Raw genomic sequence first — 23164 nt, 5'->3', positions numbered from 1 at the left:
GTCAGCCTCCAATCTCAAGGGTCAGGTGCCGCGACGTTCTCAGGTCAAGCGCAATGAATACTGTCATTCCCTGGTAGATGGTTTCGATGCCGCTCTCCGAATTCGAGACTGTCCTTATCGGAGACAGTTCCACATGAATAGGGGAGCTGGTCCGTACCGAGAGACGATGAGCTTCGGTCCCGATGGTAAAGGAGTCCGCCACGAACGAGCGTTCTCTGTCTTCCCACCACAGAGCCAGGTTGAGTTCGCATACGTACCAGTTCTGTGGTGCCCCAATCTCGAAATCAACACGGAGCCCACCCTCGCTCGGCGCGAATGTCTTGACTATCAGCCCGGATGCCTCGAGCCGTGCCCAGGTCTGGCCGAGTTCTGCAGAGTACTCTTTCATCACAGGTTCACCACCTGTGGCAGCATCAAGTGACGGACCAAAGCGATCGATGAAGTTGACGCGCATATGATCGTCGAATTGGAGTGCGCCAGGCGCATCAGGATCCTTGAGACGCAGAGTCTCGTGGATGTTGGTTACTCTATGCGTCTCACTCTGCGACGTAGCTTCGAGCATCCGGTCATGGAAGGCCTCGTGATATCGTGTCATGACGTTGCTCCACGACCATGATTGTCGCAGGTCATCCCATAGGACCAGACGACCACCGCAGACGTGCAGGAAGAACACCTGATGCTTGGTTGCCATGACGACCTCAGGTTGCCCGTCAGCGTCTGTATCCTGCAGCCACGTGCCCAACCGTCGCTCTGGTATCAACCGTTCGGCTGTGAGCAGCTCGGTGTAAATGGCGTCACGGAGGTGGGGAAGATACAACCCTCCGAAGATGCCGTGCCAGTACGCACAGTTGCACTGACTCCGCAGGTAGTGCATACGAGCCTCACTGTCCGCATTTCCTAATTCAGATCCTACGAACAGCATGCGCTTGTGCATGCGGTTGGCCTCGGGGTATCGGGCCAGAAAGTTGCGAAACGTACCGCCACTGAGAAAAGAACGTTCCTCCGGACTGGTCTTCTGGCATAAATCGGCGAATACCTTCTGCCGTGACGCTGCCAGAGACCACTCTTCCATCTCAACATATGAGCAGGTGGGCAGGTAGACACGTTCCCGTGGCTTGAGGGAAGATACAGCTTCGGCGACGGTCACGGTGGTCACATCTTCTGCGTCTGTCAGTGCCTGGAAGAAGCGTTGCAGCCACCCCTGAGTGTAGACGTGATCGTACGTTCCAGGCCAAAGGCCGAATTTCTCGCCATCATCGCCGTAGACGAACACTTCCGCATCCTCCCCGAACTCGCGGATGTAACCCAGCGTCTCTTCTGGTTCTGACCAGGGGATCCTGTAGCGCAACTCCTTGAGGATGGGAAAGACAGTCAGTGTCTGGCTCTGGTCTTCGGTGACATAGGCGTGGGTCAGGTCCGGTCCCCGCAGACCACTCTTCTCGAATCCATTGTCGTCCACGAGAGTCCACTGGACGCCGGCTCGTGCCAGGCTGCTTGCGAGGTCGGGTTCCCAGACCCGCTCCGCCAGCCAGAGACCCGTGGGGCGACGTCCAAATAGCCTGAGCAGCTCGTCACTCATCAACTGGATCTGCTGGATGCGATCACGCTCGGGAAGCAGCTGCAGAATTGGCTCGAAGTAGCCACCCCCGACGAGCTCGAGTTGGCCCGAAGCCACCAGACTGCGCACAAGGTCCAGGTACGTCGACGTGGAATCTCGTTCGATGAACTCCAGAAGAGGTCCTGATGTGTGGAGAGAGACCTTGATGCGGGGGTACCGGGAGAGTGTTTCAAGGAACGGTACGTACGATCGATCGATGGCCTCGCGGAAGACGTAATCGAAATTCCCCACCGGTTGATGGTTGTGGATGCAAAGACACAGTCTTTTCATATCACACCTCCCGGTGTTGCAGTTCGTAGTCGGCAGCAGGAAGTTCGATGGACATAACACCATGGGCGGGGACGGCTGACATCAGGTGCCCTTCTCCCAGGACCACGATGGCAAATGTGATGGTGTCCCCGCGTCGGGCCCGTAGAGACTCAAAGGGCAGGCGGATCTGAAGTGTCTCTCCCAGGGCCCACATCATTGGTCCCAAAGGGTCTATCGATGCTTTGGTCTTGCCGTCGTCGCGGCGGATGATCAGATGGGTACTACCTCCAGGCGACGTACAGCGCACCTCCACTTGCAGGTCTCTTGCCGCGGCCGCCTGAGACCCAAACTGCATCAGAAGGTACATGTCCGAGAGACTGTAGCCGATTCGCACCGACGTGACGACCGGCACTCCCGAGTTCATTGCTCCCCCCCCGCTGTTGGGCTTGATATGGTGTGCAGATGCCCAGTCGAGGTCTCCAGGGGGGCCGCCATCGATGCCAGGGTTCATGAGGCCGACGGGCAGGATGGGGACCATCGTTGGACCGCCATCAAGTATTGGAACGAGGAGGCGATCCGGGATCTGCTTCCCTGCCTGCGTGTAGACGTTGGCGAGGTGGAGCCGATACAGGTCGTCGAACTGCACAGCGGTCTGGAAGGTGCGATCGCGCCCATACCACCAGTTCCAGTCTGATCCCTCGGCTGCAAGCAGGGACATGCGCGAGTGCTCCTGTTCAGCCGGGTCAAACCGCGCCCAGTCCTCCCGGGTCTCCCGGAGGTACTGCCACGCCCTGTTATCTTCATCCTCGCCTATCCAGATACGGAAGTTACCATCGATCCACGATCCGGGACGGAAGTCCGGCATGGGCGTCGCGGAGTTGCGCTCGATGGCTTCCGCTACCGTGCTCAGGCACACACCTGGCTCATCGGCAAGGGCAGCATACAGTGCTCTGAGAAATGGTACCCCTCCCTCTGGGTAGAACTCCCATGCGTTCTCTCCATCCAGGATGATCGAGAGGACACCGGGTCTGTCGAGAGCGTCGCGGATCGAACGGACACTGTCCAGGAACTGCCCGACAGCATGTTCTTTCGTCAGGGAGGCATACCAGAAACCTATGGCGTCGGAGAGTCCCCTGTCTCGGAATACCATGGTGACTTCTCCCGCCCTGGTCTGTGCCCGGTAGGGGCGGTACAGCACCCGATGCGGCTCGTCAGGGAGCTCCCGCAGTAGGATCTCCTCATCGGTGGCGGTCCAGGAGAAACCCGCGCGAGCGATCTCGGCCACGGCGTCCTGGGACACGCTTCCCTCAGAGGGCCAGCACCCTTGCACACGCTGGTGCAGCAGGTCTTCGACAGTCTTCTTTCCGAGATCGAGGTGCATGAAGGCATCCTCGGGGTGGCGGAAACCAGGCTGTGGAAACGGAGTGTCCTGAACGGAGCGGGCGACGTCGGTGTCGATGAGGAGGGGGATGATAGGGTGTGCGAACGGTGACGTCGCCAGTTCGATCTGGCCGGACGCAGCAAGTCGCGCCAACCTGGGAAGGAAGTTTCGCACAAGTTCCTGCTGAGCTTCGAGAAGGGCCGTGCGGTCCTCCTCGGTATAGTCACGAGATTTCGCCAGAAGTGTCCGATCCACCAGACCTGCCTGGAGGTCACCGCGGCATGTCCAGGCAAGGATGAACTTACACTGAAGGTCGCGCAGCTCCTGTTCGGACCAGGAGCCGGGAGGCTCGTTCCTCAGACGGTACAGCTCGGTATAGCGGGCGTCGGGGTCGATGATACGTTCACGGTTGACATCCAGGAACAGGGTGATCAGCCGCATTCGCTGGTCCACGTCCAACCTGGTGACAGGGGTCGATGTCAGCTCAAGCCACTCGTCGCTGGACCTGCCATGCGCGTATGCGTCAAGCTGTGTCGCCAGGACCGGGGTGATGTTGATGGTGACGTGCACAGCAGGTTGTTCCTCCAGGAGCTCGAGCATCATCGCGTAGTTGCGTGCACAGTGAAGCCGAGTCCACGGAAGCAGTGCTGTTCCCGACGTGAGATCCTGATATTGTGGCTGGTGGAAATGCCACAGGAAGCATACAGAGAGCAACTCCGGCATGGTCAGGAGCGTCAGTGTCTGCTATCTGCGCGTGCATCCTGTGGTATCGTAGCAGGCCACAAGAACTGGCTTTCCCGGCATTGGGCAGACATTCTGTGTGCCACATCCTGTGTCCGTGCCTGGGGCGTGTGGGCATATGCATATGAGGTTGTCTGTCGGGATCCCATCATCAGGCTCATCGTGGAGGCTGCTCCTCTCATGCGAGGTACTGTTGGATCATTTTCTCCGTGACGCCGCGATGTTTCGCGACGTCGGCATAGAACCATCCGCTGGTACGAACTGTCCTCTCTAGCGTGGCGTAGTCCACTGCGACAATGCCGAATTTCGCGCTCAGGCCCTCGATCCACTCGAAGTTGTCCATCAGGGACCAGTGATAGTAGCGCTGTACATCTACACCGTCCTCGATGAGCCGGCTCACTTGGAGAAGGTGGTCATAGATGTACCTTGTTCGGAAGGCGTCCTTGGCGTCGGCCGTGCCATTCTCGGTGATGAAGATGGGGGTATGATAGCGGTCCCAGTACTTCTTGCAGACACGATACAGCCCCTCAGGGTATAGTTCCCACCCGAGGTCGTTCTTCTGGCTGTCTTCGCGTACTTCAAGTCTGCCCAGCGGATTTGTGGACTTTCCGGAACAGTCGACGATGTCGCGCGTATAGTAGTTGACGCCGAGGAAATCGAAGTAGCGACCCTCGCCAAGAGGGTATCCCCCGCCCAGCGGCGACAGGAGCCTTCCCTCGCACATCCCTGTGACAAAAAGCTCCTGAAAGAGCCTTTCGTACATGCCTGCCGCCCACCGTTCGCGGCCGTTGCCATGTTTGGGATCGAACAGCCTGAGGTGATTGGCGACGCCGACCATCGTATCATTATAGCCGTTGGACGCACGCACCTGATGGATCTTGCGATAGGACTTGATGTGTGCCACGATCATGTTGCGAGCACCCCTGAAGTACTTGGTGATACTGATGTTGCTCGGAGGCCATCCGCCCATGACATATCCCGCCGCGAGGTAGGCGTTTGGTTCGTTGATGGTGCACCAGTCGCTCACGAGATCGCCAAGGTTCTCCACGACATAGGCCGTGTATCGCTCAAAAAGGTCGATGACGTCTGGGTTGACCCACGCACCCGCGTCTTCGAGCCACAATGGGTTTGAGAAATGGTGTAGTGTGACAAGAGGCCTGATTCCGGCGTCCACCAGTTGCTGTATCTCGAGACGATAGTGGCCGATGGCATCCTTGTCGAAGTGCCCCCGTGTCGGCTCGATGCGGCTCCACTCCAGACTCATTCGATAGGTCTGTTGATGGAGCTGCTTCATGAGAGCAATGTCCTCAGTCACCCTGTTCCAGTGATCGTCAGCTACAATGCAGCTGGTACCATCCTTGACATGACCGGTCTGAACCCAGCGATACCAGCTATTGTTGCGATCACCACCCTCGATCTGCAGCGAAGCTGTCGCCGTGCCCAGCAGGAAACTCTCTGGCAATGCAAATGGTTCCATGGTCATACCTCCTTGTCTGGTGTAGCCGGTGTCAGTAGTATGCCTCAATCGACTGGCCGCGCAACTCGCGATATGGGCGCTCGTAAGACCGTGTGACCGCTCTGGCGCTCAGGGGTTGCAGCTACCCCGTTCACTGTCCATCGATCGGATGCGTCGGGGACGCCTATCAGTGCTTCACCTTCGAGTTGTGCGGTGTCGAACCGCTTGAATGTTATTGACGTTTCGTGGCAGTCGAAGTGTGCGACATCGAGGCCCGGGAACAGGTGGGTCGTGGTTCCAAGGAGTTCGACGTTGTCCCCGTTCGCCTTCCGGAGACAGGTCGAATCGAAGGGAAGGAGCTTCAGGGGCTCTTGTCCATCGACCAGGTGCCCATTGCAGTAGTAGACACCAGGATCCAGCTCTATCGTAGCAGGCCGGGAGCCAAGATTGGCAGCGACGATGTATGTGGCGTTCTCTGCGTGCAAGGTCAAGCGCCATGCCTCACCAAATGGTCTGGCCTCATCGACGGCCTTCGCAGAGAATGGAAACTGGGAAAGGTACTGCCTGAGCTGTTGGTCCGTGTAGGAGGAGATGTCGTCTGACGTGAAGACGAGGCCCCCCATCGCCTGGTTCACAAGGAAGAGCGTGCGACGCTGGGCCTCCGTCAGACTGTTTCCGGTGTCACGAAGGATGAAGACGTCCGGATCGTTCCAGAAGGCCATTCCGTTCAGGTGCCGTCGGCTGATCGTGTTGCGCAGTGCGCAGACTGTCGATACCCGCTCGCGGTAGTGAATCGTCGACAACAGGCGGTCTTCCCACTTCAGGGCGACATCTCCGCCGATTCGGCAGAAGTCGACCTGTCCAAATGCAGGGCCGAGTGGAACGCCACATCCCAGAATGAGGTTGTCCCCGATAATGTCGCGCAGGAACTGCATGGATTCGGACATGACCTGGCCTCGTGTCTTGCCGTCGGGGGCCCTGCGACAGGCGGCATACAGGAAGTCGAGCTTGACCAGATCGAAGTGCCAGGTGTGGAGGACCAGGTTGAAGACATCGCGGAGATAGGTGCGGACAGCCGGGTTCGCCATGTCAAGCGAGTAGAAGAAGCCGCTCCAGCCTAGGTTGTAACCAGCCTTGACGAGGTGTCCGTCATCCTCGGTAAGGAACCAGTCGCGATGATCGTGCAGCAGGTCAGATGCCTCCTCGGCGATGAAGGGCGCTAGCCACAAGCCGGCTTTGTAGCCGCGCCCGTGGATTGCATCGGCCATAGCCCCCATCCCGTCCGGGAATTTTGCATTGGTTGTCAACCAATCGCCGACGGCATGTTGCCACCCGTCGTCGATCTGGAAGGCGTCGAGAGGGACCTCGTGTTCGCTGAGCGCGTCGAGGTTGTGTCGAAGGATCTCCTGCGTGATGCTCGTGTAGTAGTTATACCAGCTTGTCCAGCCGGTCAGAGGTGGCGTCCGGAGGCGCCGGAGACCAAGGAGGTCGAAATAGCGGCCGAAGGTCTCGCTGTCCGTTCCAGTTCCTACGTACACGTCGTACAGAAGATACGGTTCAACAGGCATGACCCCTCCACACTCCTTCTGGAGGATGGCTCTTCCCGCGGAGGCGGTGACCGTGATCAGGGTGAATCCTGTATGTTCAGCCAGTGAGGCAAACAGAGTCAAGAGATCAGGTTCGGTTCGAACGTATCCATAGGTCCAGCCGTGGAAACGTCCCGGAAAGCCGGGGTTCGTGACGTATTCGTAATCGCCGTACATGGAACACCGTGAGCGGGCCAGCCTGTTGAGTGAAGGGATACGATCCCTGGGTCCCATCTCATGTGATTCTGTCCACGTCTGGTAGCCATTCACGAAGACGCGGCTGGACGGTGGAACAGCAATGGGGACTCGCAGTTCTGCTGTGAGCAGCTTCACCGTGGTGCGAGAGGTCACGGTGATGGTCCAGTGTTCTCCGGGAGCAGTTGTGCTTATGGCCGGCGCAATGACGAGGTCATCATTTTCCGCTGGCCCGTCCAGGTCGAAGTTCAAGGTCTTGACAACCGCCCCGCAACGATAGGTCAGTTTTCCCCTTACATTTTCCATTCTACCCCTTCCTGGTCGTTTCGTGGACACCATCAGCCGCGTGTGTCACATAAAATGCAGGTTCCAAACCAGTCGCTGCCAGGTAGGCGGATCGAACCGAAGAGGTGAAGTCTGGAATCTCGACCTGCTCGACGAGCGCGATTGCACAGCCTCCGAAACCGGCGCCCGTCATGCGGGCCCCCAGGCATCCTGGAGCCTGAAGTGCGGCACAAACGATCGCATCGAGATGTGGTCCGGTCACTTCGTAGTCATCTCGAAGCGACGCGTGAGACTCTGTAAGCAGTCTCCCGAATGCGGCCAGGTCGCCGGCTGCTAGCACGCGACAGGCCTGTTCGACCCGTGCCTGCTCAGAGATGACATGACGTGCTCTTCTCCGCAGCACCGGGTCCGAAACATGGGACAGTATGCTTTCCCATGGAGCATGGACGAGACCGTTTCGGGGCGCATCTGTGCCGAGAAGTCGGAGTACGGCATCGCACTCGGCTCTCCGTTCGTTGTACTTTGAGCCGGCCAGTTGCCTCTGCCTGGATGTGTTCATGATAACCAGAGCGTGTGCCCCCAAGGCCACAGGCACATAGTGGTAGTCCTGCGATTCACAGTCGAGCAGCAGGGCACAGTTCTCCCTGCCGAGCGCGACGGCGAACTGATCCATGATGCCGCAATTGACTCCGACAAACTGGTTCTCCACCTTCTGGCAAAGCAGGGCGATGGCCTTGAGGTCGTTCGTGGGTGCCCCCGCGAGTGCGAGAAAGGAAAACGCAGTCAATACTTCCATAGCTGCAGAGGATGAGAGTCCGGCTCCCTGTGGAAGCGTCGTAGTGAAGAGGACGTCGGCTCCCATGAAATTCACTTCCTGGAGAAGGAGTTCACGGAGGACTCCCGCCGGGTAGTTGCCCCAGCCGCGTGCAGGGTCGGGTTCGATGGGTCGGTCGAGGTCGATCTGGACGGCCAGCGCGTCATCCGATGAGTGAAGTCTGATGAGACGGTCGGAGCGGAGCCGGCAGGTTGCCGTAATCCCTAGCGTGACTGCCGCGGGCATGACCAGACCGCCGTTGTAGTCGATGTGTTCTCCGATGAGGTTTGCTCGGCCAGGAGCGAAAAATGACCGGACTTCATGGTCCCCGGTACCGTAGAGATGCACGAACTCCTGGGCAAGGAACGGAGGCATGCTCACGGTTTCACTATGGTCTGCTCGAACTTCCTGCATGCTGCCGCAAGAGCCGGTGCAGTATCCTCTACGCGCAGAGGATTGCATGCTGCCCACGCGCCCATCTCTGACGAGGCGTAGTACTTTACGGTTGTTTCGCCCCGGAGTGGAGGGTAGAACTCGATGTGAAAGTGGTATGAGTCCTCACAGCCAGCGTCTTCCGGGCTGTTCACCGGTGTCTGATGGAAGCACATCATGTAAGGGAAGCGCCGGGCAAACAACAGGTCGAACCCTCCGGTGAGGGTCTTGAGTATGCGGGCAAGGTCCGTCCGTTCCGAGGGTGTAAAATCCAGGAAGGATCCCCTGTGCACACGGCTCGTGACAAAGACACCATATGGGTAGTCGGTGAACGACGGGATATATGCCACGAAACTCTCGTTTGCTAAGATGATGCGCCGGCCGTCCGACATTTCGTCGCGGGTAAGGTCGCAGAACATACAGCTTCCATGTTCGTTGTGCCAGGCGCGTGCACTGTCCAGTTCCGTCCTGATCTTCAGCGGGACAAATGGGTAGGCGTAGAGCTGTCCATGGGGGTGCCGCATGGTGACGCCGACTTCCTCACCACGATTCTCGAAGGGAAAGATGTATTTGATGCGAGGATCGCTCGAGAGAATCCGTTGCCTCTCGGTCCAGAGTTCCACCAGGCGTGTCAGATGCGCGATACTCAGGTCGTGGAGGCTGGCATCGTGCTGTGGAGAGTACAGGATGACCTCGCACTTGCCATAGTTGGGAGCAACCGGCGATAGCTCTGATCCGACGGCGTCGGGTTCGTCGGGATCCGTCGTCAGTGCTGGGAAGTCGTTGTCGTATTCGAGAACGTCGTAAGTGGACGGGACGTTGCCCGATCCAGGGCAGAAGGGGCAGCCATCGGTGCGCAGGTTGGGTCGTGCCTGCCTGTTGCCTGCCACCATCGTCCATGTGCGCAGAAGTGGGTTCCATCGTAGTTCTGCCATCGTGGTCCTCCTGTTTCTCAACAGTGCCGTAGCACTGGCTTTTCATAATGTATTATAGCCTAATACCTGCATTGGTACAGGTCGGGCGATGCTGTTTGCTTGTTCATGCAGGCCATGCAGACTATACTACTTGTGTAACCAAGTATGTGCTGAAGAGGTGGAGGGGTAATGACTGGAACGATTCTCGTGACTGGTGGCGCTGGCTACATTGGATCGCACACTGTACGGAGGCTCGTACGGAACGGCTATCAGGTCGCCGTGTTCGACAATCTTTCTAAAGGGCATCGCTGGGCTGTTTCACAGGATGTTCCGCTTATTGTCGGCGACATCGCCGACACGGCCCATGTCGCGATGACCATCCGACAGTTCCACGTGACGAGCATCATCCACTTTGCAGCCTGCAGTCTTGTCGGCGAATCGATGATTGAGCCTCGCACCTACTACACGAACAATGTGATCGGTACGCTGCATCTTCTCGATGCTATGCGTACAACGGGTGTCGACCGCATCGTCTTTTCCAGCTCAGCTGCTGTTTATGGAGAGCCGACCACCGTTCCAATAGGCGAGGACAGCGCTTTGGCGCCGACTAACGTCTACGGGCGCACCAAGGTGGTCATCGAGGGAATACTGCATGACTACGTTGTGGCATATGGGCTGCGTTCAGTCTCCCTGCGATACTTCAACGCCGCCGGAGCCGATCCCAATGGTGGAATTGGCGAGGACCATGATCCGGAAACACATCTGATACCTCTGGTGCTGCAAGCTGCAGCGGGCCGGATATCGTCGGTGAACGTGTTCGGGCGTGACTATGCGACAGCTGATGGTACCTGCATTCGGGACTACGTCCATGTGAATGATCTTGCAGATGCCCATGTTCTTGCCCTGGAGTCACTCGAGCGACAGGCGGAGGCTACATATAACCTGGGAAACGGCGAGGGATTCTCGGTGAGGCAGATCATCCAGACTGCCCAGCGGGTCGTGGGGCATGACATCCCGATCCTTGAGGCGGGCCGACGCGAGGGGGACCCTGCGGTGCTTGTGGCAAGCAATCTGCGGGCATGCCGAGAACTGGGGTGGACGCCTCAGCTGGCGGACCTCGAGGCTATTGTCCGGACAGCGTGGAACTGGGAGCAGCATCGACCGATCCGCTAGTCATGCATGACGATGATGTTCCGTTCCTTCCGACTCGCTGTTTGACCAGTTGGTGTAATGTCATAAAATAAATTGTTTGCACACTACTAGACTGGCCCGAAAACTGACTCTCGGAGGCACGAATGCGTGGTCAATACCTTTCGCTAGCCATGAATCTCGTTATTGGGTTGTCCTTCTTCCTGTACGGCATGAAACTCCTTGGGGATGGACTTCAGAAGGCGGCCGGAGATTCTCTCAGACGCATCCTGCAGGCTCTCACGAACAAACCAATCCGCGGGGTGCTGGTCGGTATGGTGGTCACTGGCATCATCCAGAGCAGCGGAGCCACGACGGTCATGGTCGTTGGGTTTGCCAACGCTGGACTGATGACGCTGAGACAGGCCATGGGCGTCATCTTCGGTGCCAACATCGGCACGACCATCACGGCCCAGATCATTGTGCTTAAGCTGGATAAGCTGGTCTGGCTCTTCATGCTGGTAGGCGTCATGATGGAATTCTTCGTCAAGCGCAAGACCAGCAAAGCTATCGGCGAGGCTATTCTTGGCTTCGGTATCTTGTTCTTCGGCCTCTACTTCATGGCGGACACCCTCGCGCCGCTGAAGGACAATCCAGGCTTCATCAACTTCCTGGTACGGTTTGGCCAGGTCCCTATCCTGGGTGTTGGCGCCGGAGCCGTGTTCACTGCGCTCATCCAGAGCTCGTCGGTGAGTACCAGCTTGATCGTTGCCCTTGCGATGAAAGGGATGATTACGCTGCCGTCGTCGATCGCCCTGATCCTGGGAGCCAACATCGGGACGACCGTGACCGCGGGGCTTGCCAGTCTCGGTGCCAACATTACCAGCAGGCGAGCGGCGCTCACGCACTTCCTGTTCAACTTCTTGGGCACGATTATCATGTTCCCATTCCTGAAGCCGTTCGCCAAGCTCGTTCAACTCACTGCGGCGAGTCTACCTCATCAGGTGGCCAACGCGCACACGATGTTCAACGTCCTCATGACCATCATTGCCCTGATTTTCATCAACCCGTTCGAGAAGCTGGTCGTGCGGCTCCTGCCGTCCAAGGAGAAGGAGGTCGAAACCCGGATCGTCCAGTTCATTGACGATCGAGTACTTGCGACGCCGTCCGTAGCTCTTTCCCAGGCAACGCAGGAACTCTACCGCATGGGACACATTACCTACGAGATGGTGGATGACTGCAGGATCGCCCTCTTCGAGAACCGTATGAACCTCCTGGAGATTGTGCTCGGCAACGAGGAACTGGTGAACTCCATGCAGAAGGAGATCACCGGGTACCTCACCAAGATCACCGAGCACGATCTCTCCGAGGCGCAGGGCACGCGTGTCATGGCTCTGATGCATGCAGTCAATGACATCGAACGCGTGGGCGACCACGCCACCAACCTCGTCGAACTCATCCAGATCAAGGACGACAAGAGGCTGAAGCTCAACAATGATACGCAGGACGATCTGAAGGCTGAGTTTGCCCATGTCCTTGCGACACTGGACGAGGCCATGACGGCGTTGCGCGACTATGACGCCGAACGGGCCAAGCACGTGAAGGACATGGAAGACCGCTGCGACCTGATGACGAAGGAATGCATGTCCCGGAACATCTTGAGGCTGAACGCGCATGAGTTGGACCCGCAGGTCGGTGTCGTCGTCGTCGATCTGTTCACGAACCTCGAGCGCATCTCGGACCATTCCGACAACATAGCGGACGTCGTCCTGGGCGTGTACTAGCCGTCTTTCGTCCAGGGATATGGTGAGCCCCTCGCCTTGCAGGCGAGGGGCTCACATTTCGAGAAGATTCGCGTCGACTGTGTCACAAACTCGGAGAGAGTATACTCCTGACCTCAGCGAACACTTCGTCGATGTCGCGCTCAATGGATTCCATACCTCGAACGACCTCGCCCAAGGCCCCGCGGTTAATGGATACGACCGGGCCGCCGCTGAACTGTGGCAGCATTGCTGCAGGATAGACAGTCAGCGACGTTCCGATGGCCAGAAACAAGTCTGCATGGCGAGCTTCCGATTCTGCTTCATCCATGCCTCGAACTGCCTCGCCGTAGAAGACGATGTCCGGCTTGATCACGCCCTTACAGTGGTCGCAATGGGGAACCTCCTCGGCGAGAATCTTATGTTTGAGTTCGTCATACGAGTAGTCGTGTCCACACCCTCTGCAATGCCCCTGTTGAAAGCTGCCGTGTACCTCGATGACGTTCCTGCTACCCGCTTTCTGGTGCAAGCCGTCGATGTTCTGGGTGATCACAGACTGGAGCAGACCTTGCTGCTCGAGTTCGGCCAGGAAAGCATGAGCCTGAGTCGGCTCAACACGGTCGACCATCGTCAGGAAGTCACGGGCGAATGCGAAGAAGGTGCGGGGATCTGTGTCGAACCAGTCGATGTCGAAAGTCTTCTCGGGGTCATACCGGCGGGTCACGTAGAGCCCGTTTGGACCTCGAAAGTCTGGGATGCCCGCAGCCGTCGATATTCCTGCGCCAGTCAGCGCGACGATGTGATGCGACTTCCGGATGAGTTCTGCCAATTTCTGTGTATTCATCATGTGTTGCTTCCTCACTTCTGCAATGTGCAAAACGGGGCCTGAGGCTCCGGTTTCCAATGCGTGTACAGTATAGCGCTATTGCTGCGGCCGGTTTTGTTCCGGAAATAACGTCATTGCCTGCAGATCCCGTGCGTTCTGCACTGCCTGGCCCCGATGGCAGTTGTTGGTCATGATGAACATCAATGGCGCGCTTGCAGCCATGGTGCGGATGGACGGGAGCATCTGTTCCAGCTCTTCCTTCGAGTAGAGGTAGTCATACCGTGTTTCCTTGCTCGCGCCGAACCAGTTGGGATTGCGTCCGTGCAACCGGAGATAAGCAACATCGCTGGTGACAGCCGGGACCAGGGGCAGGAGGTTGCGAAGCTGCGGCTCGTCGACGGCGATGTAGCCGAGGTGTTCCTGCCTGAGGAACGCCAGGGTGTCCTCCTTGTGCCAGCTTTGGTCACGGAACTCGATGGANNCGGCCTGCGTCAGCCATGGGTATCACTGCCTCCCAGAACTCCGTGAATGCAGGCGCCAGGAAAGCGGCGTTCTTGAGTCCCGAGGCCAGTTCAGGGAATGCCGGGCGTCCTGGATTAGCAGGCTTCATGGCATTCCATACGTCGTGCGTCATGCTGCGATGGGCCTTCACGGTGAACAGAAAACCGGGTGGCGTCTTCTGAAGGAGAGCCTCGATCAGTGGAATAGTGGGCATGTAATAGAAGCTGCTGTCCAGCTCCACCGCGTTGAAGCCAAGCGTGCGGGCGTAATAGACGAGGTACAGCGAGGGGCGCACGTTGGGCGGATAGACGACGCCCTTCCAGTCTGGGAACGAGTATCCGCACGTGCCGATACGTATGTCTGCATTCATGGCCACGGTTCCTCCCCGGGTTCCTCTGCCACCATTGCCGGCGGTTCCTCTGCCAGTGTACCGTCCGCCAGCGAATAGTATAGGAGCGCCTCGTGCTCTGGTGGTGCAAGTTTGTTTTTGACTATGCGTACCCGCACTGCAAAAGAAGACAGATCTCCCTCATCCATGGACAACTGTTCCTGTGTCGTCTTCAGGCGCAATGAGGCAAAACTGCGCAGGGCGCCTCCGCCGATGGAGGCAACCGATGCAGGAACGGCCATCAGGTAGCTGCGACTGAGGAAGAGCATGACACACTGTCGACGAGCGACCAGCGTGGTGAGCTTGCGCAACGCACGTCCGACCATCTCGGCGCGCGCCATGTTGGATGGCATGCCTTCAGGCCGGCGTGACGGGTTCATGGCGATCGCCGAGTCCATGACCAGCAGGTCGATGTCGGCACGTTCCAGAAGTATGACAGCCATGTCGACAGCGTCTTCTGCAGTCTGTGGCTCAAGCAGCAGAATATCCCGTGCGGATGGACCGGGGTCCAGCGGCAGCTTGGCCGTCAAGCTGTGTTCCAGGTCTATCCAGACGACGGTCAAACCCAGGGCGGCTGCATTCAGACAACAGGCTACTGCGAGGGCCGACTTGCCGGAACTGGCTGTTCCGAACAGTTCCGTAATACGCCCGCGTGGGTAGCCGCCAATGCCGGTTATGCGGTCTATCGCGGGGATGCCGCTCCCAAGAACCGCCACGGGCGCTGTGAACTGTCGATGAACGATTTCAAGCACATTCGCAGCCAACAGGAGCCTCCTCGACGCCGGGGATGAACCGCAGCCCTTCCAACCGCTTGACGAGTACCGTGGGGCTGCCCTCGGTATTCTGAAGTTCACCGTACAGGCGCATCATGTGGTTCTGCTTGAGCGCCGCCGCATACCTGCGCTGCGCGTCCTCGAACATGACGGCCTCCACCATGCCGTCTTCGTCCTCCAGCGTGATGAAGAAAACGCGTTTGCCGGACTTGGTAGGTGGAGTCTGGATGCGAACAACAACTCCGCGCACCCATACGTTGGACCCATGGGGCCATGTGCGCAGCTGCGCACTGTGCAGAAGGGGCGCCCGCGCCTGCACGGGCGTAGGCGCGTCCATGATGTCTGCCGTGGCCAGGTCGAGCAGGACGGCGAGGCTTGCCGACACCGGATAGCCGATACCTGCTATCTCTCCCAGGACGACACGCAACTGAAGATTGGAACTGACACTGAGGATGTGTTCGACCTCATCGGGGTCCAGCCCAAGGTCGGCCGCGACCGCCGCGGGTGTGCCGAGGTCATCGAAAGCCCCGGCCAGCACTAGGCGCTGCAGCGCTCGCCGATTGACCCGTGTCCGGTCCATGAAGTCGATCACTGAATCGAAGGGCCGTATTTCCCGCGCGGTCATGATGGAGATCGCGTCCTTTGCGGGCAGCGTGCTGAACAGGCTCAGCCCGAGCCGCACCGTCATGTCCTGTGCAGTTGTCCGGACCATGCTGCGCGTCACCAGGGGCTTCTCGATCAGAACATGACAGCGGCGTGCTTCGTCCAGCAGGATAAATGGCGGGTAGAACCCTACAGGCATCGCATTGAGCAGCCCCGCGGTATACTGGGCGGGCCAGTGCGTCTTGAGGTAAGCGGTGCGATATGCCAGCAGTCCAAACGAAGCGGCGTGGCCCTTGTTGAATCCATAGCTGGCAAAGCCCTTGAGCTGGTTATAGACGTGCTGAGCTGTTTCCGGGTCGGTACCTTTGGCTGCGGCGCGTTCCAGAAAGAGTTGCTCGAATCGAGCCAGTTCTGCCTTGGGCGTGTGTTCCGTCATCGTGCGCCGCAAAACGTCTGCTTCGGAGAGAGACAGGTCCGCGACAGTATTCGCGACCTGCAGGACCTGTTCCTGGAAGACGATGACGCCATATGTCTCTTTCAGGACCGGCTCCAGGCGTGGGTCTTCGAACGTCACCGGGACTTTGCCATTTCTCCTGGCCAGGTACAACTTGTCCATGTTCATTGCCATGGGGCCGGGACGGAACAGCGAAACATTGGCCATGATATCGGTGTAACAGACGGGCTGCAGCTTGAGCAGAAGGTTGCGCATGCCTGGCGACTCGAGCTGGAAAACACCCAGTGTGCGAGCTTCACGCAACAGGCGATAGGTCGGCTGGTCGTCCATGGGGATGGTCGACAGGCTGAGGTCTGTGCCCGTCTCGGTACGAACCATCGCAGTTGCCTCCACTGCAGCGGACAGGGTGCGCAATCCCAGCAGGTCCATCTTGACCAGGCCCAGACGCTCGACATCATCCTTGTCGTACTGTGTGATGAGACAACCGGTACCTGATGGTTCGAGGGGAACCAGGTCGGTGAGAGGAAAGGGTGCGATGATCAACCCCGCCAGGTGTGTAGAAAGCGTGCGAGGCAGTCCCATGATACGCTCGGCCAGCGATATCCAGCGTTCGATGCTCCCATAGGGGAATGTGGCCAGCTCGGGCAGCCTGGCGATGACCTCGCTGATGCGGCGGTGACTGTACCAGGGCAGGAGCCGGGTAGCATCGTCGACTTCTTCTTTGCTGTACCCTAATGCCTTGCCGACGTCGCGAAAAGCTCCACGGATGTTGTACGTGTTCACGTTGGCTACGCGGCAGACCCTGTCTTCGCCATAGACGGCAAACAGTTCAGACACAACCTCGTCCCGACGCAATGCGTCGAAATCGATATCCACGTCAGGCAGGCTCTTGCGCCCTTCGTTGAGGAACCGTTCAAACAGCAGGTTGCACTGGATGGGATCGACCTGTGTGGCGTCGATGCAGTAACAGACGATGGAATTGGCTCCCGATCCACGCCCCGAGTAGGCGACGTCTTTGCGCCGCGCTATCTCGATGATGTCGCGTACGATGAGAAAGTACTCATCCATGCGCATGTGCCGGATGATCTCCAGTTCGTGCTCGATACGTTCCTCCACGGCAGTGGTGACGATGCCATATTTTTCCCGGGCGCCGGCATAGACGATATCGCGGAGACTGCGTGTTGCCGTCAGGACCGAGCTGGGAGTCTTAAAGCCATCCAGAGGCAGTTCCACCTGGCATTCCGCCGCGATGCGTCCACTGGCGGACAGTGCCTCAGGCCAGTCAGCAAATAGTTCCTGCATCTCGTCTGCTCCCCTGAACCAGTTCTCGGCGTTGACATGGGACTGTCTGCTGCGGGCGTCGACGTCTTCCAGTGAACCAATAGCCAACAGCATCTCGCGCACCTCTGCGTCGATGCGGTGCAGATGAGTGACGCCGCCGGTGGCGCAGGCGGGCACGCCGGTTTCATCTGACAAACGGCGCATGCGGTACAGCAGGCGTGTGGAGTCGGCGAACATAGGGTTCTGGACGTCCAGGTACAGACTGTTCTCGAAGAGTTCGCGCATCTCCTCCAGCAAGCGGCGCGCCTTGTGTGGCCGGCGTGCCGACAGAGACTGGTAGAGCAGGCTCTCGGGACTGCCATACAAAGCGACCAGGTGGCCGGCGTATGGAGCCAGCTGCTCAAGCGTCAGTCCCGGGTGAACGCGACCGTGTGCCTGGGCACAGGTCACCAGGCGACAAAGGTTGCGATATCCCTCCAGATCACGGGCCAGGACGACGACGTGATCGTCTGGCTTGTCGCTGAAGAGTGTCAGCTCAGTGCCAAAAACAGGGGTGATTCCAGCCGAACGCGCCGCACGGTCGAAGCGGATGGCGCCGGCCAGGGTATTGCTGTCGGTGATGGCACAGGAGGAGTAGCCCAGTTCGCGGCTGCGCTGTGCCAGGTCTTCGATACGGATGGGACTCTCATGGAAGCTGAAGCCCGTGTGAAGGTGCAGATGGACAAAGGACATGCCGGGCCGCTCATGGTGTCTTTGTCAATCCATTAGCCGGACCATGTACCAGTGTCGATGGACGTTGTCTCTTGCGACCGTCACTATCATTTTGTCGTCGCTCATGATCGTATAGTAGGTTGCATCCTCCGTATGGTCGGAGGTAAACCGTCCACTGGCCCACATCTTGAGGATACGGTCTACATGTTTGACCTCGCCACGGAAGACAAAGGCGGCAAGACGGCCGTTTCGCTCCTCGACGTAGAGCAACGGCAGCTTGTCAGACGGGGTCGGTGAAACCGGGAAACCAGATGTGGGATTCATGTGCCCTCCTCAGGACAGGTGCTCGCGGACAAGGCCGACAACCTTGCCGATAATGCTTACGTCGCTGGTGACAGGAATAGGGTGGTACGCAGGGTTGGCCGGCATGAGAAAAATACCGTCATCTCCCTCATGCAGCTTCTTAACGGTCGCCTCGTCTCCAAACAGTGCCACAACGATGTCGCCATTGTCTGCGGTCTGCTGTTTGTGGACGACGACGATATCCCCCGGTACGATGTGCTCGTCGATCATGGAATCCCCTTTGACCTTGAGGCCAAAGTAGTCGGCAGTTGAGGGTGTCGGCGGGGTGACAAAGATCCACTTCTCGATGTTCTCTTCGGCCAGAATGGGGGTCCCGGCCGCGACAGTACCCAGCACCGGTATCATCAGCGATGGGGTAGCCGGCGTGCCTTTGATGAGGTCCGGCTGAGGAAGGTACCCTTTGCGTTCGAGCGTCCTGACGTAAACGACGACCGAGTTGAGAGAATTAAATCCAAAATGGCGCCGTACATCCTCCAAGCTGGGACGGAACCCTGTCTGGCGTGCGCGTGCCTCGATGAATTCCAGAACAGCTTGCTGTTTGCTGGTCAGTTCTTCCATCATTCACCTCCACTGTACTGTAGGTACTACATGTGTAGTGTATACACTATCCAAGAAAAATGCAATAGGAGGCAGGCGAAAGTAAATGATCAGGATGCGAAATGTATATAGCAACACCGGACACATCATGTGTCCGGTGTTGTCGTCGGCCAACGGGATGTGTGCAGTGGGCTAAAGGTTGCGGATCGGTGCCTTCGATGCCTCGGGCATCAGTGTTTGCCGGGGATACCGGCCGGTGGGCCACTTGGTGATGATAAAGACGGCGTGTTGTTTCTCAAACAACAGCTCCTTCCAATAAACTGAAGCTTGCGTCATCACAATTCATTTCTGCCATACATCCAAACGGTAATATCATCATCGGCTCGGTATGGCCGAAGTTCATGTTATAGATGATAGGAAGATTCGTCAGTCCAAGTTCATCTGTGACAATTTTCTTTATCAGTTTCTGGTACTCTTCAAAGTATTTCTCATTATAAGGTTTACTCCAGATTAACCCGTTGATTCGTTGTAGAATCCCGGATGATCCGTAATTACGCAGCCAATATTCAACATAGGCTGGTGAAGGCATGTTTTCGGATGTCTCCAGAAACAGTATCACCGAATCAAAAGTGCTCTTATCCGGCCATAATTTTGTATCCTTCAGCATCTCCAACACTTCCATGCAACCGCCGATCAGTCTTCCCTTCACTTTACCCTTTCCCTGCAGTACAATCGGACCGGTATTGGGAAACATTGTTTTTTCTTTATCCCTATTTTCAATCAGCCAGGGAATACGTTCACTGGTCCAGGTTGTGCTCGGTTCGATCAACCCTGCCGGTGTATCGCTGAACAATACTTTTCTCAGCCATTTTACGGTATAAGGGAAAATTTGAACGTTTTCCGCCAGTTCTGCCAATACTGAAGGTCCGTAAAAACTGGAAAGTCCGGATTTTAAACAAATATAGTGACTGACAGTTGTATCGGAATAGCCGATAAATATCTTGGGGTTTTTTCGGATAACATCAAAATCGATATAAGGAAGCATACGTACGCTCTCTTCGCCGCCGATACAGCTGAATATTGCTTTGATATCAGGGTTACGGAAAGCATCCATCAAATCTTGAGCTCTTTTTTCCGGATGGTGATATAAAAACTCTCTGCCTATCAACGTATTGGGCATTTCGATCACTTGAAGATCGAAAAGTTCTTCAAGCCGTTTCTTCCCGAGATCATAACGCCAACGTGTTTCAGCATCTCCCGCTCCGCCCCATGACAAGCTGACGGTAGCTACCAAATCCCCAGATTTCAGTTTTAGAGGTTTTATCAATTCCAGCATAATCTCGCTCTCACTGATTTGACTTCCTTCCTGCGAGAGGTGTCACTTCTTGAACGGGGTCCGCTCGGAGTTCGTTTGCCACTGCCGAAGCAGCTCTCGGCAGATACTCAGCGCTTCCATGCCCAGCCCTTCGCCGTATGCCGTGAGCAGTCTGGCGATGGTTTCGCGAGAGGTGTCTGTGTCCACACACATGTTCTGAAGGAACTTGTCCACTGCCATGGCTTGTTCTTCCAATGGCAGGACGACTGCCTGGACTTCGGCGATGCGCTTGGCATAGTTGCTGTCGACCGCGGTCACAAAGAGTCGGAACGTCCAGAATGCGGAACTCATGTCGAGATGGTCAGGGTCTCCCGCGGCGTAGGGGTCCGGGTATCCAGGAACTGTCTCCATCATAGCCAGTGGATACCATGGCGTGTAGGGAAGCTCGTCGGGAATTCCGGAGGCTCGCCAGACAGTCACGGATTGTGGCTCGGGGGCTTGGCTCCTCAGTTCGGTTACAGAGGATTCCTGTGTGGTCCAGACCGAAATTGGACGCATGGTAGTCTGAGTGACGTTTTTATGGAAGCTGCCGCTCATTTCCAGAGCCTGCTGGATAGACTGTCCATGGGGGGTGACACAGCGCAGGCACGCCATGACATCACCAAGGGACACAAGGTGCTGTGGCACGTATGAAAACGGCATGTTGTCCAGCGGGAACTCTTGCCCCGTAAGCATGAAGAGCCCTGTCTGCTGCCGGCTGGTGCTCAATGAAGAAGTATTGATCTCGGGCGGTCCGTAAGCCTTCTTGAAATCAAAAGGTTCTGTTCCGGAGGGATCGTACCACCCGCACTGTATGGCGTGGGTCTCCAGGTCCACCGATGCCAGGAACTGGTCTGTATTCGCCAGGTCGACCTGACGAGAGATAAGATAGTTTGGCAGGAGGACAATCGCATCGTCGGAAACGCGTTCCGCCAGCCACTCGTGACCCCCGGGTATTTGAAGGATCCACGCCTCGTGCTGGTCCGCGATCGTGATGATACGAGCATCGCAGTAGCCGTATTCTTCGATAAGCCGACCCGCCAGCAGGACACCCTCACGGGCGGAGTGGGCCTGTTGGGTGACCAGTTGTGGCAGGAAGTGACCAATGCCACCTCGCTCCAGTTCAGGCTGTTGTTCACGTGTGCCTGCGGCGCTGTCGCAGCAAATATTGACGCCCTCGCTGTTGAGAAAACTGTCTGCGAAGTCCTGTCCGACCAATTCTGTCCAGTCGTAGGCCAGAGTGTCCTTGGGTACAGGGAGTTCCAGAGAGGAGTGTAGTTCGCGGTAGAGCAGTGTCCCATCACTCAGCCGCATAGCGCCGGGATGTTCACCGACCTTGACGATATGATGACGTACGACCAGCCGGTGCGCATCATCTTCATTGTGACCGACGACGAGGCAACCCGACTGCGATGCAGACCGGCCGACGACAATCGTCGTGCAGTCCAGTTCATCGCCTTCACGTCTGGACAGGCCCATCATCGCTGCTCCAGTGCCTGTATGGCACCAGCGATACGGGTTAGTCCCTCTTGCACCGTCGAGCGTGGACACGCGATGTTCATGCGTGCAAAGCCTTCGCCGCCGGGACCAAAGACGTAACCCTCGTCCAGACCTACTTTTGCTTTCTTGCGCAGGAAGTCAGAGAGCTGATGGACGTCCATGCCGAGAGCACGGAAGTCGAGCCACATCAGATACGTCCCCTCAATGGGCATGACCTTGACCTGTGGCATGTGGTCCTGCACAAACAGACGGACATACGTCACGTTGCCTTCTATGTAGTGCAGCATCTGGGTGAGCCAGTCGTCGCCTTCCCGGAACGAGGCTTCGAGCGCAGTGTACCCAAATGGCGTGACGCTGCCCACGGCTCCGTTGATGCGCCGTTGCATCGCTGCGCGCATCCTGGGGTTGGGAACGACGATGAAACTGGTGGCGAGGCCGGCAAGATTGAACGTCTTCGATGGTGCCATGCACACGATGCTGTTCTGCTCCAGCTCGGGGCTCAGAGAGGCAAATGGGACATGGCGCGAACCATTCAACACAAGTTCGCAGTGTATTTCGTCGGAGACGATGACCGCATCGTTGGCCAGGGCGATCTCACCGACAGCCATCAGCTCGTCCCGTGACCAGACACGACCAACGGGATTGTGCGGGCTGCACAGGATGATCATCTTCGTGTGTGAGGGGCACGTCGACATGCCGGACATGTGCGGCTGAAAGATGTCCTTCATCCCGTCGAGATCCATCACGTACCGGTGGCCGTCCCACTGCAGCTGGTTGTTGGCAACTTGACAGCCATTCTCACGGACGGCAGACCAGAAAGGGTAATAGACCGGGCTCTGAAGGACGACTTCGTCCCCCAGGGTCGTGAATGCACGCATCGCAGCATGCAGAGCGGGCACGACACCAGGGGTGAACAGCAGCCACTCAGGATCGACTTTCCACTGGTAGTTGCGCCACAGGCGCTGTGTAATGGCCTCCAGGACGGACGGACTTGCACATGAGTAGCCGTAGCACTCGTGCTGGGCACGCCGTATCAGTGCTTCAGTGACCGGTTTTGGTATCGGGAAGTCCATGTCGGCCACCCACATCGGCAAGACGTCATCACTGCCAAAGACCGTACAGCTTTGATCCCACTTGACGCAGCCCGTGTTGTGTCGTTCAAGCCCGTGTTCGAAGTCGTAGTTCATTTTCCTCTCCTTTGTCTTCGATATGCCGCCATCACGTCGACGCGTCTGGCAGGGGCGACCGCGCCTGCAGGCAATCCATGCAAGTATACCAGCATTTTCCTGGCCGGGTGTCACCGTGGAGAGGTTC

At 57.5% G+C, this 23164-nt stretch carries 18 protein-coding genes; 2 read left to right on the top strand and 16 right to left on the bottom strand.

All coding sequences use genetic code 11. The features are described 5' to 3' along the window. Window position 1 precedes the first annotated feature (1 nt). The 6 genes from SMC3_RS08535 to galT form a co-directional block, all read right to left on the bottom strand. Window positions 2-1888 (bottom strand): alpha-amylase/4-alpha-glucanotransferase domain-containing protein, encoded by a 1887-nt coding sequence (locus SMC3_RS08535; RefSeq protein ID WP_165846697.1) that lies wholly within the window; start codon window positions 1886-1888, stop codon window positions 2-4. A 1-nt stretch (window position 1889) separates the two neighbouring features. Further along, window positions 1890-3971, bottom strand: coding sequence for a glycoside hydrolase family 57 protein (locus SMC3_RS08530; RefSeq protein WP_119090062.1), 2082 nt, complete (start codon window positions 3969-3971; stop codon window positions 1890-1892). 196 nt (window positions 3972-4167) lie between these two features. Continuing rightward, complete coding sequence (locus tag SMC3_RS08525; protein ID WP_119088096.1) at window positions 4168-5466, bottom strand: glycoside hydrolase family 1 protein; 1299 nt, start codon at window positions 5464-5466, stop codon at window positions 4168-4170. Between the two features lie 44 nt (window positions 5467-5510). Further along, window positions 5511-7532 (bottom strand): glycoside hydrolase family 36 protein, encoded by a 2022-nt coding sequence (locus SMC3_RS08520; protein ID WP_165846696.1) that lies wholly within the window; start codon window positions 7530-7532, stop codon window positions 5511-5513. 1 nt (window position 7533) lies between these two features. After that, entirely contained in the window at window positions 7534-8700 is a 1167-nt protein-coding gene (locus SMC3_RS08515; RefSeq protein ID WP_119088094.1) for a galactokinase, read from the bottom strand. Window positions 8701-8702: 2 nt separating this feature from the next. Next, window positions 8703-9692, bottom strand: a complete 990-nt coding sequence (gene galT / locus SMC3_RS08510) for a galactose-1-phosphate uridylyltransferase (RefSeq protein WP_119088093.1) — start codon at window positions 9690-9692, stop codon at window positions 8703-8705. 168 nt (window positions 9693-9860) lie between these two features. On the opposite strand from galT, the gene galE reads away from it, so the two are divergent. Together galE and SMC3_RS08500 are read left to right on the top strand one after the other, a co-directional pair. Continuing rightward, entirely contained in the window at window positions 9861-10844 is a 984-nt protein-coding gene (gene galE, locus SMC3_RS08505) for a UDP-glucose 4-epimerase GalE (protein WP_119088092.1), read from the top strand. A 122-nt stretch (window positions 10845-10966) separates the two neighbouring features. After that, window positions 10967-12583, top strand: coding sequence for a Na/Pi cotransporter family protein (locus SMC3_RS08500; RefSeq protein ID WP_119088091.1), 1617 nt, complete (start codon window positions 10967-10969; stop codon window positions 12581-12583). Between the two features lie 82 nt (window positions 12584-12665). On the opposite strand, the gene SMC3_RS08495 is transcribed toward SMC3_RS08500, so the two are convergent. The 10 genes from SMC3_RS08495 to SMC3_RS08450 form a co-directional block, all read right to left on the bottom strand. Continuing rightward, window positions 12666-13406, bottom strand: coding sequence for an SIR2 family NAD-dependent protein deacylase (locus SMC3_RS08495; RefSeq protein ID WP_119088090.1), 741 nt, complete (start codon window positions 13404-13406; stop codon window positions 12666-12668). 75 nt (window positions 13407-13481) lie between these two features. Further along, window positions 13482-13823: a DUF72 domain-containing protein gene (locus tag SMC3_RS09970; RefSeq protein ID WP_413814578.1), complete on the bottom strand. Its 342-nt coding sequence runs from the start codon at window positions 13821-13823 to the stop codon at window positions 13482-13484. 25 nt (window positions 13824-13848) lie between these two features. Beyond that, entirely contained in the window at window positions 13849-14256 is a 408-nt protein-coding gene (locus SMC3_RS09815) for a DUF72 domain-containing protein (RefSeq protein ID WP_126850817.1), read from the bottom strand. Further along, complete coding sequence (locus SMC3_RS08480) at window positions 14253-15038, bottom strand: hypothetical protein (RefSeq protein WP_165846694.1); 786 nt, start codon at window positions 15036-15038, stop codon at window positions 14253-14255. The genes SMC3_RS09815 and SMC3_RS08480 overlap by 4 nt, the downstream gene beginning before the upstream one ends. Next, complete coding sequence (locus tag SMC3_RS09635) at window positions 15019-18117, bottom strand: DNA polymerase III subunit alpha (protein WP_119088087.1); 3099 nt, start codon at window positions 18115-18117, stop codon at window positions 15019-15021. The genes SMC3_RS08480 and SMC3_RS09635 overlap by 20 nt, the downstream gene beginning before the upstream one ends. Window positions 18118-18141: 24 nt before the next feature. After that, a complete protein-coding gene (locus SMC3_RS08470) occupies window positions 18142-18420 on the bottom strand; it encodes a hypothetical protein (protein WP_119088086.1) in 279 nt (92 codons plus the stop codon). A 9-nt stretch (window positions 18421-18429) separates the two neighbouring features. Then, entirely contained in the window at window positions 18430-19020 is a 591-nt protein-coding gene (lexA, locus tag SMC3_RS08465; RefSeq protein ID WP_119088085.1) for a transcriptional repressor LexA, read from the bottom strand. 271 nt (window positions 19021-19291) lie between these two features. Continuing rightward, complete coding sequence (locus SMC3_RS08460; protein ID WP_119088084.1) at window positions 19292-20332, bottom strand: S66 peptidase family protein; 1041 nt, start codon at window positions 20330-20332, stop codon at window positions 19292-19294. A 42-nt stretch (window positions 20333-20374) separates the two neighbouring features. Next, entirely contained in the window at window positions 20375-21832 is a 1458-nt protein-coding gene (locus SMC3_RS08455; RefSeq protein WP_119088083.1) for a C69 family dipeptidase, read from the bottom strand. Next, entirely contained in the window at window positions 21829-23037 is a 1209-nt protein-coding gene (locus SMC3_RS08450; RefSeq protein WP_119090059.1) for a MalY/PatB family protein, read from the bottom strand. The genes SMC3_RS08455 and SMC3_RS08450 overlap by 4 nt, the downstream gene beginning before the upstream one ends. Window positions 23038-23164 lie beyond the last annotated feature (127 nt).

Source organism: Candidatus Cryosericum hinesii (assembly GCF_003570985.1).
GTDB lineage: Bacteria > Caldisericota > Caldisericia > Cryosericales > Cryosericaceae > Cryosericum > Cryosericum hinesii.
This window is presented reverse-complemented; position numbering and strand designations above follow the sequence as displayed.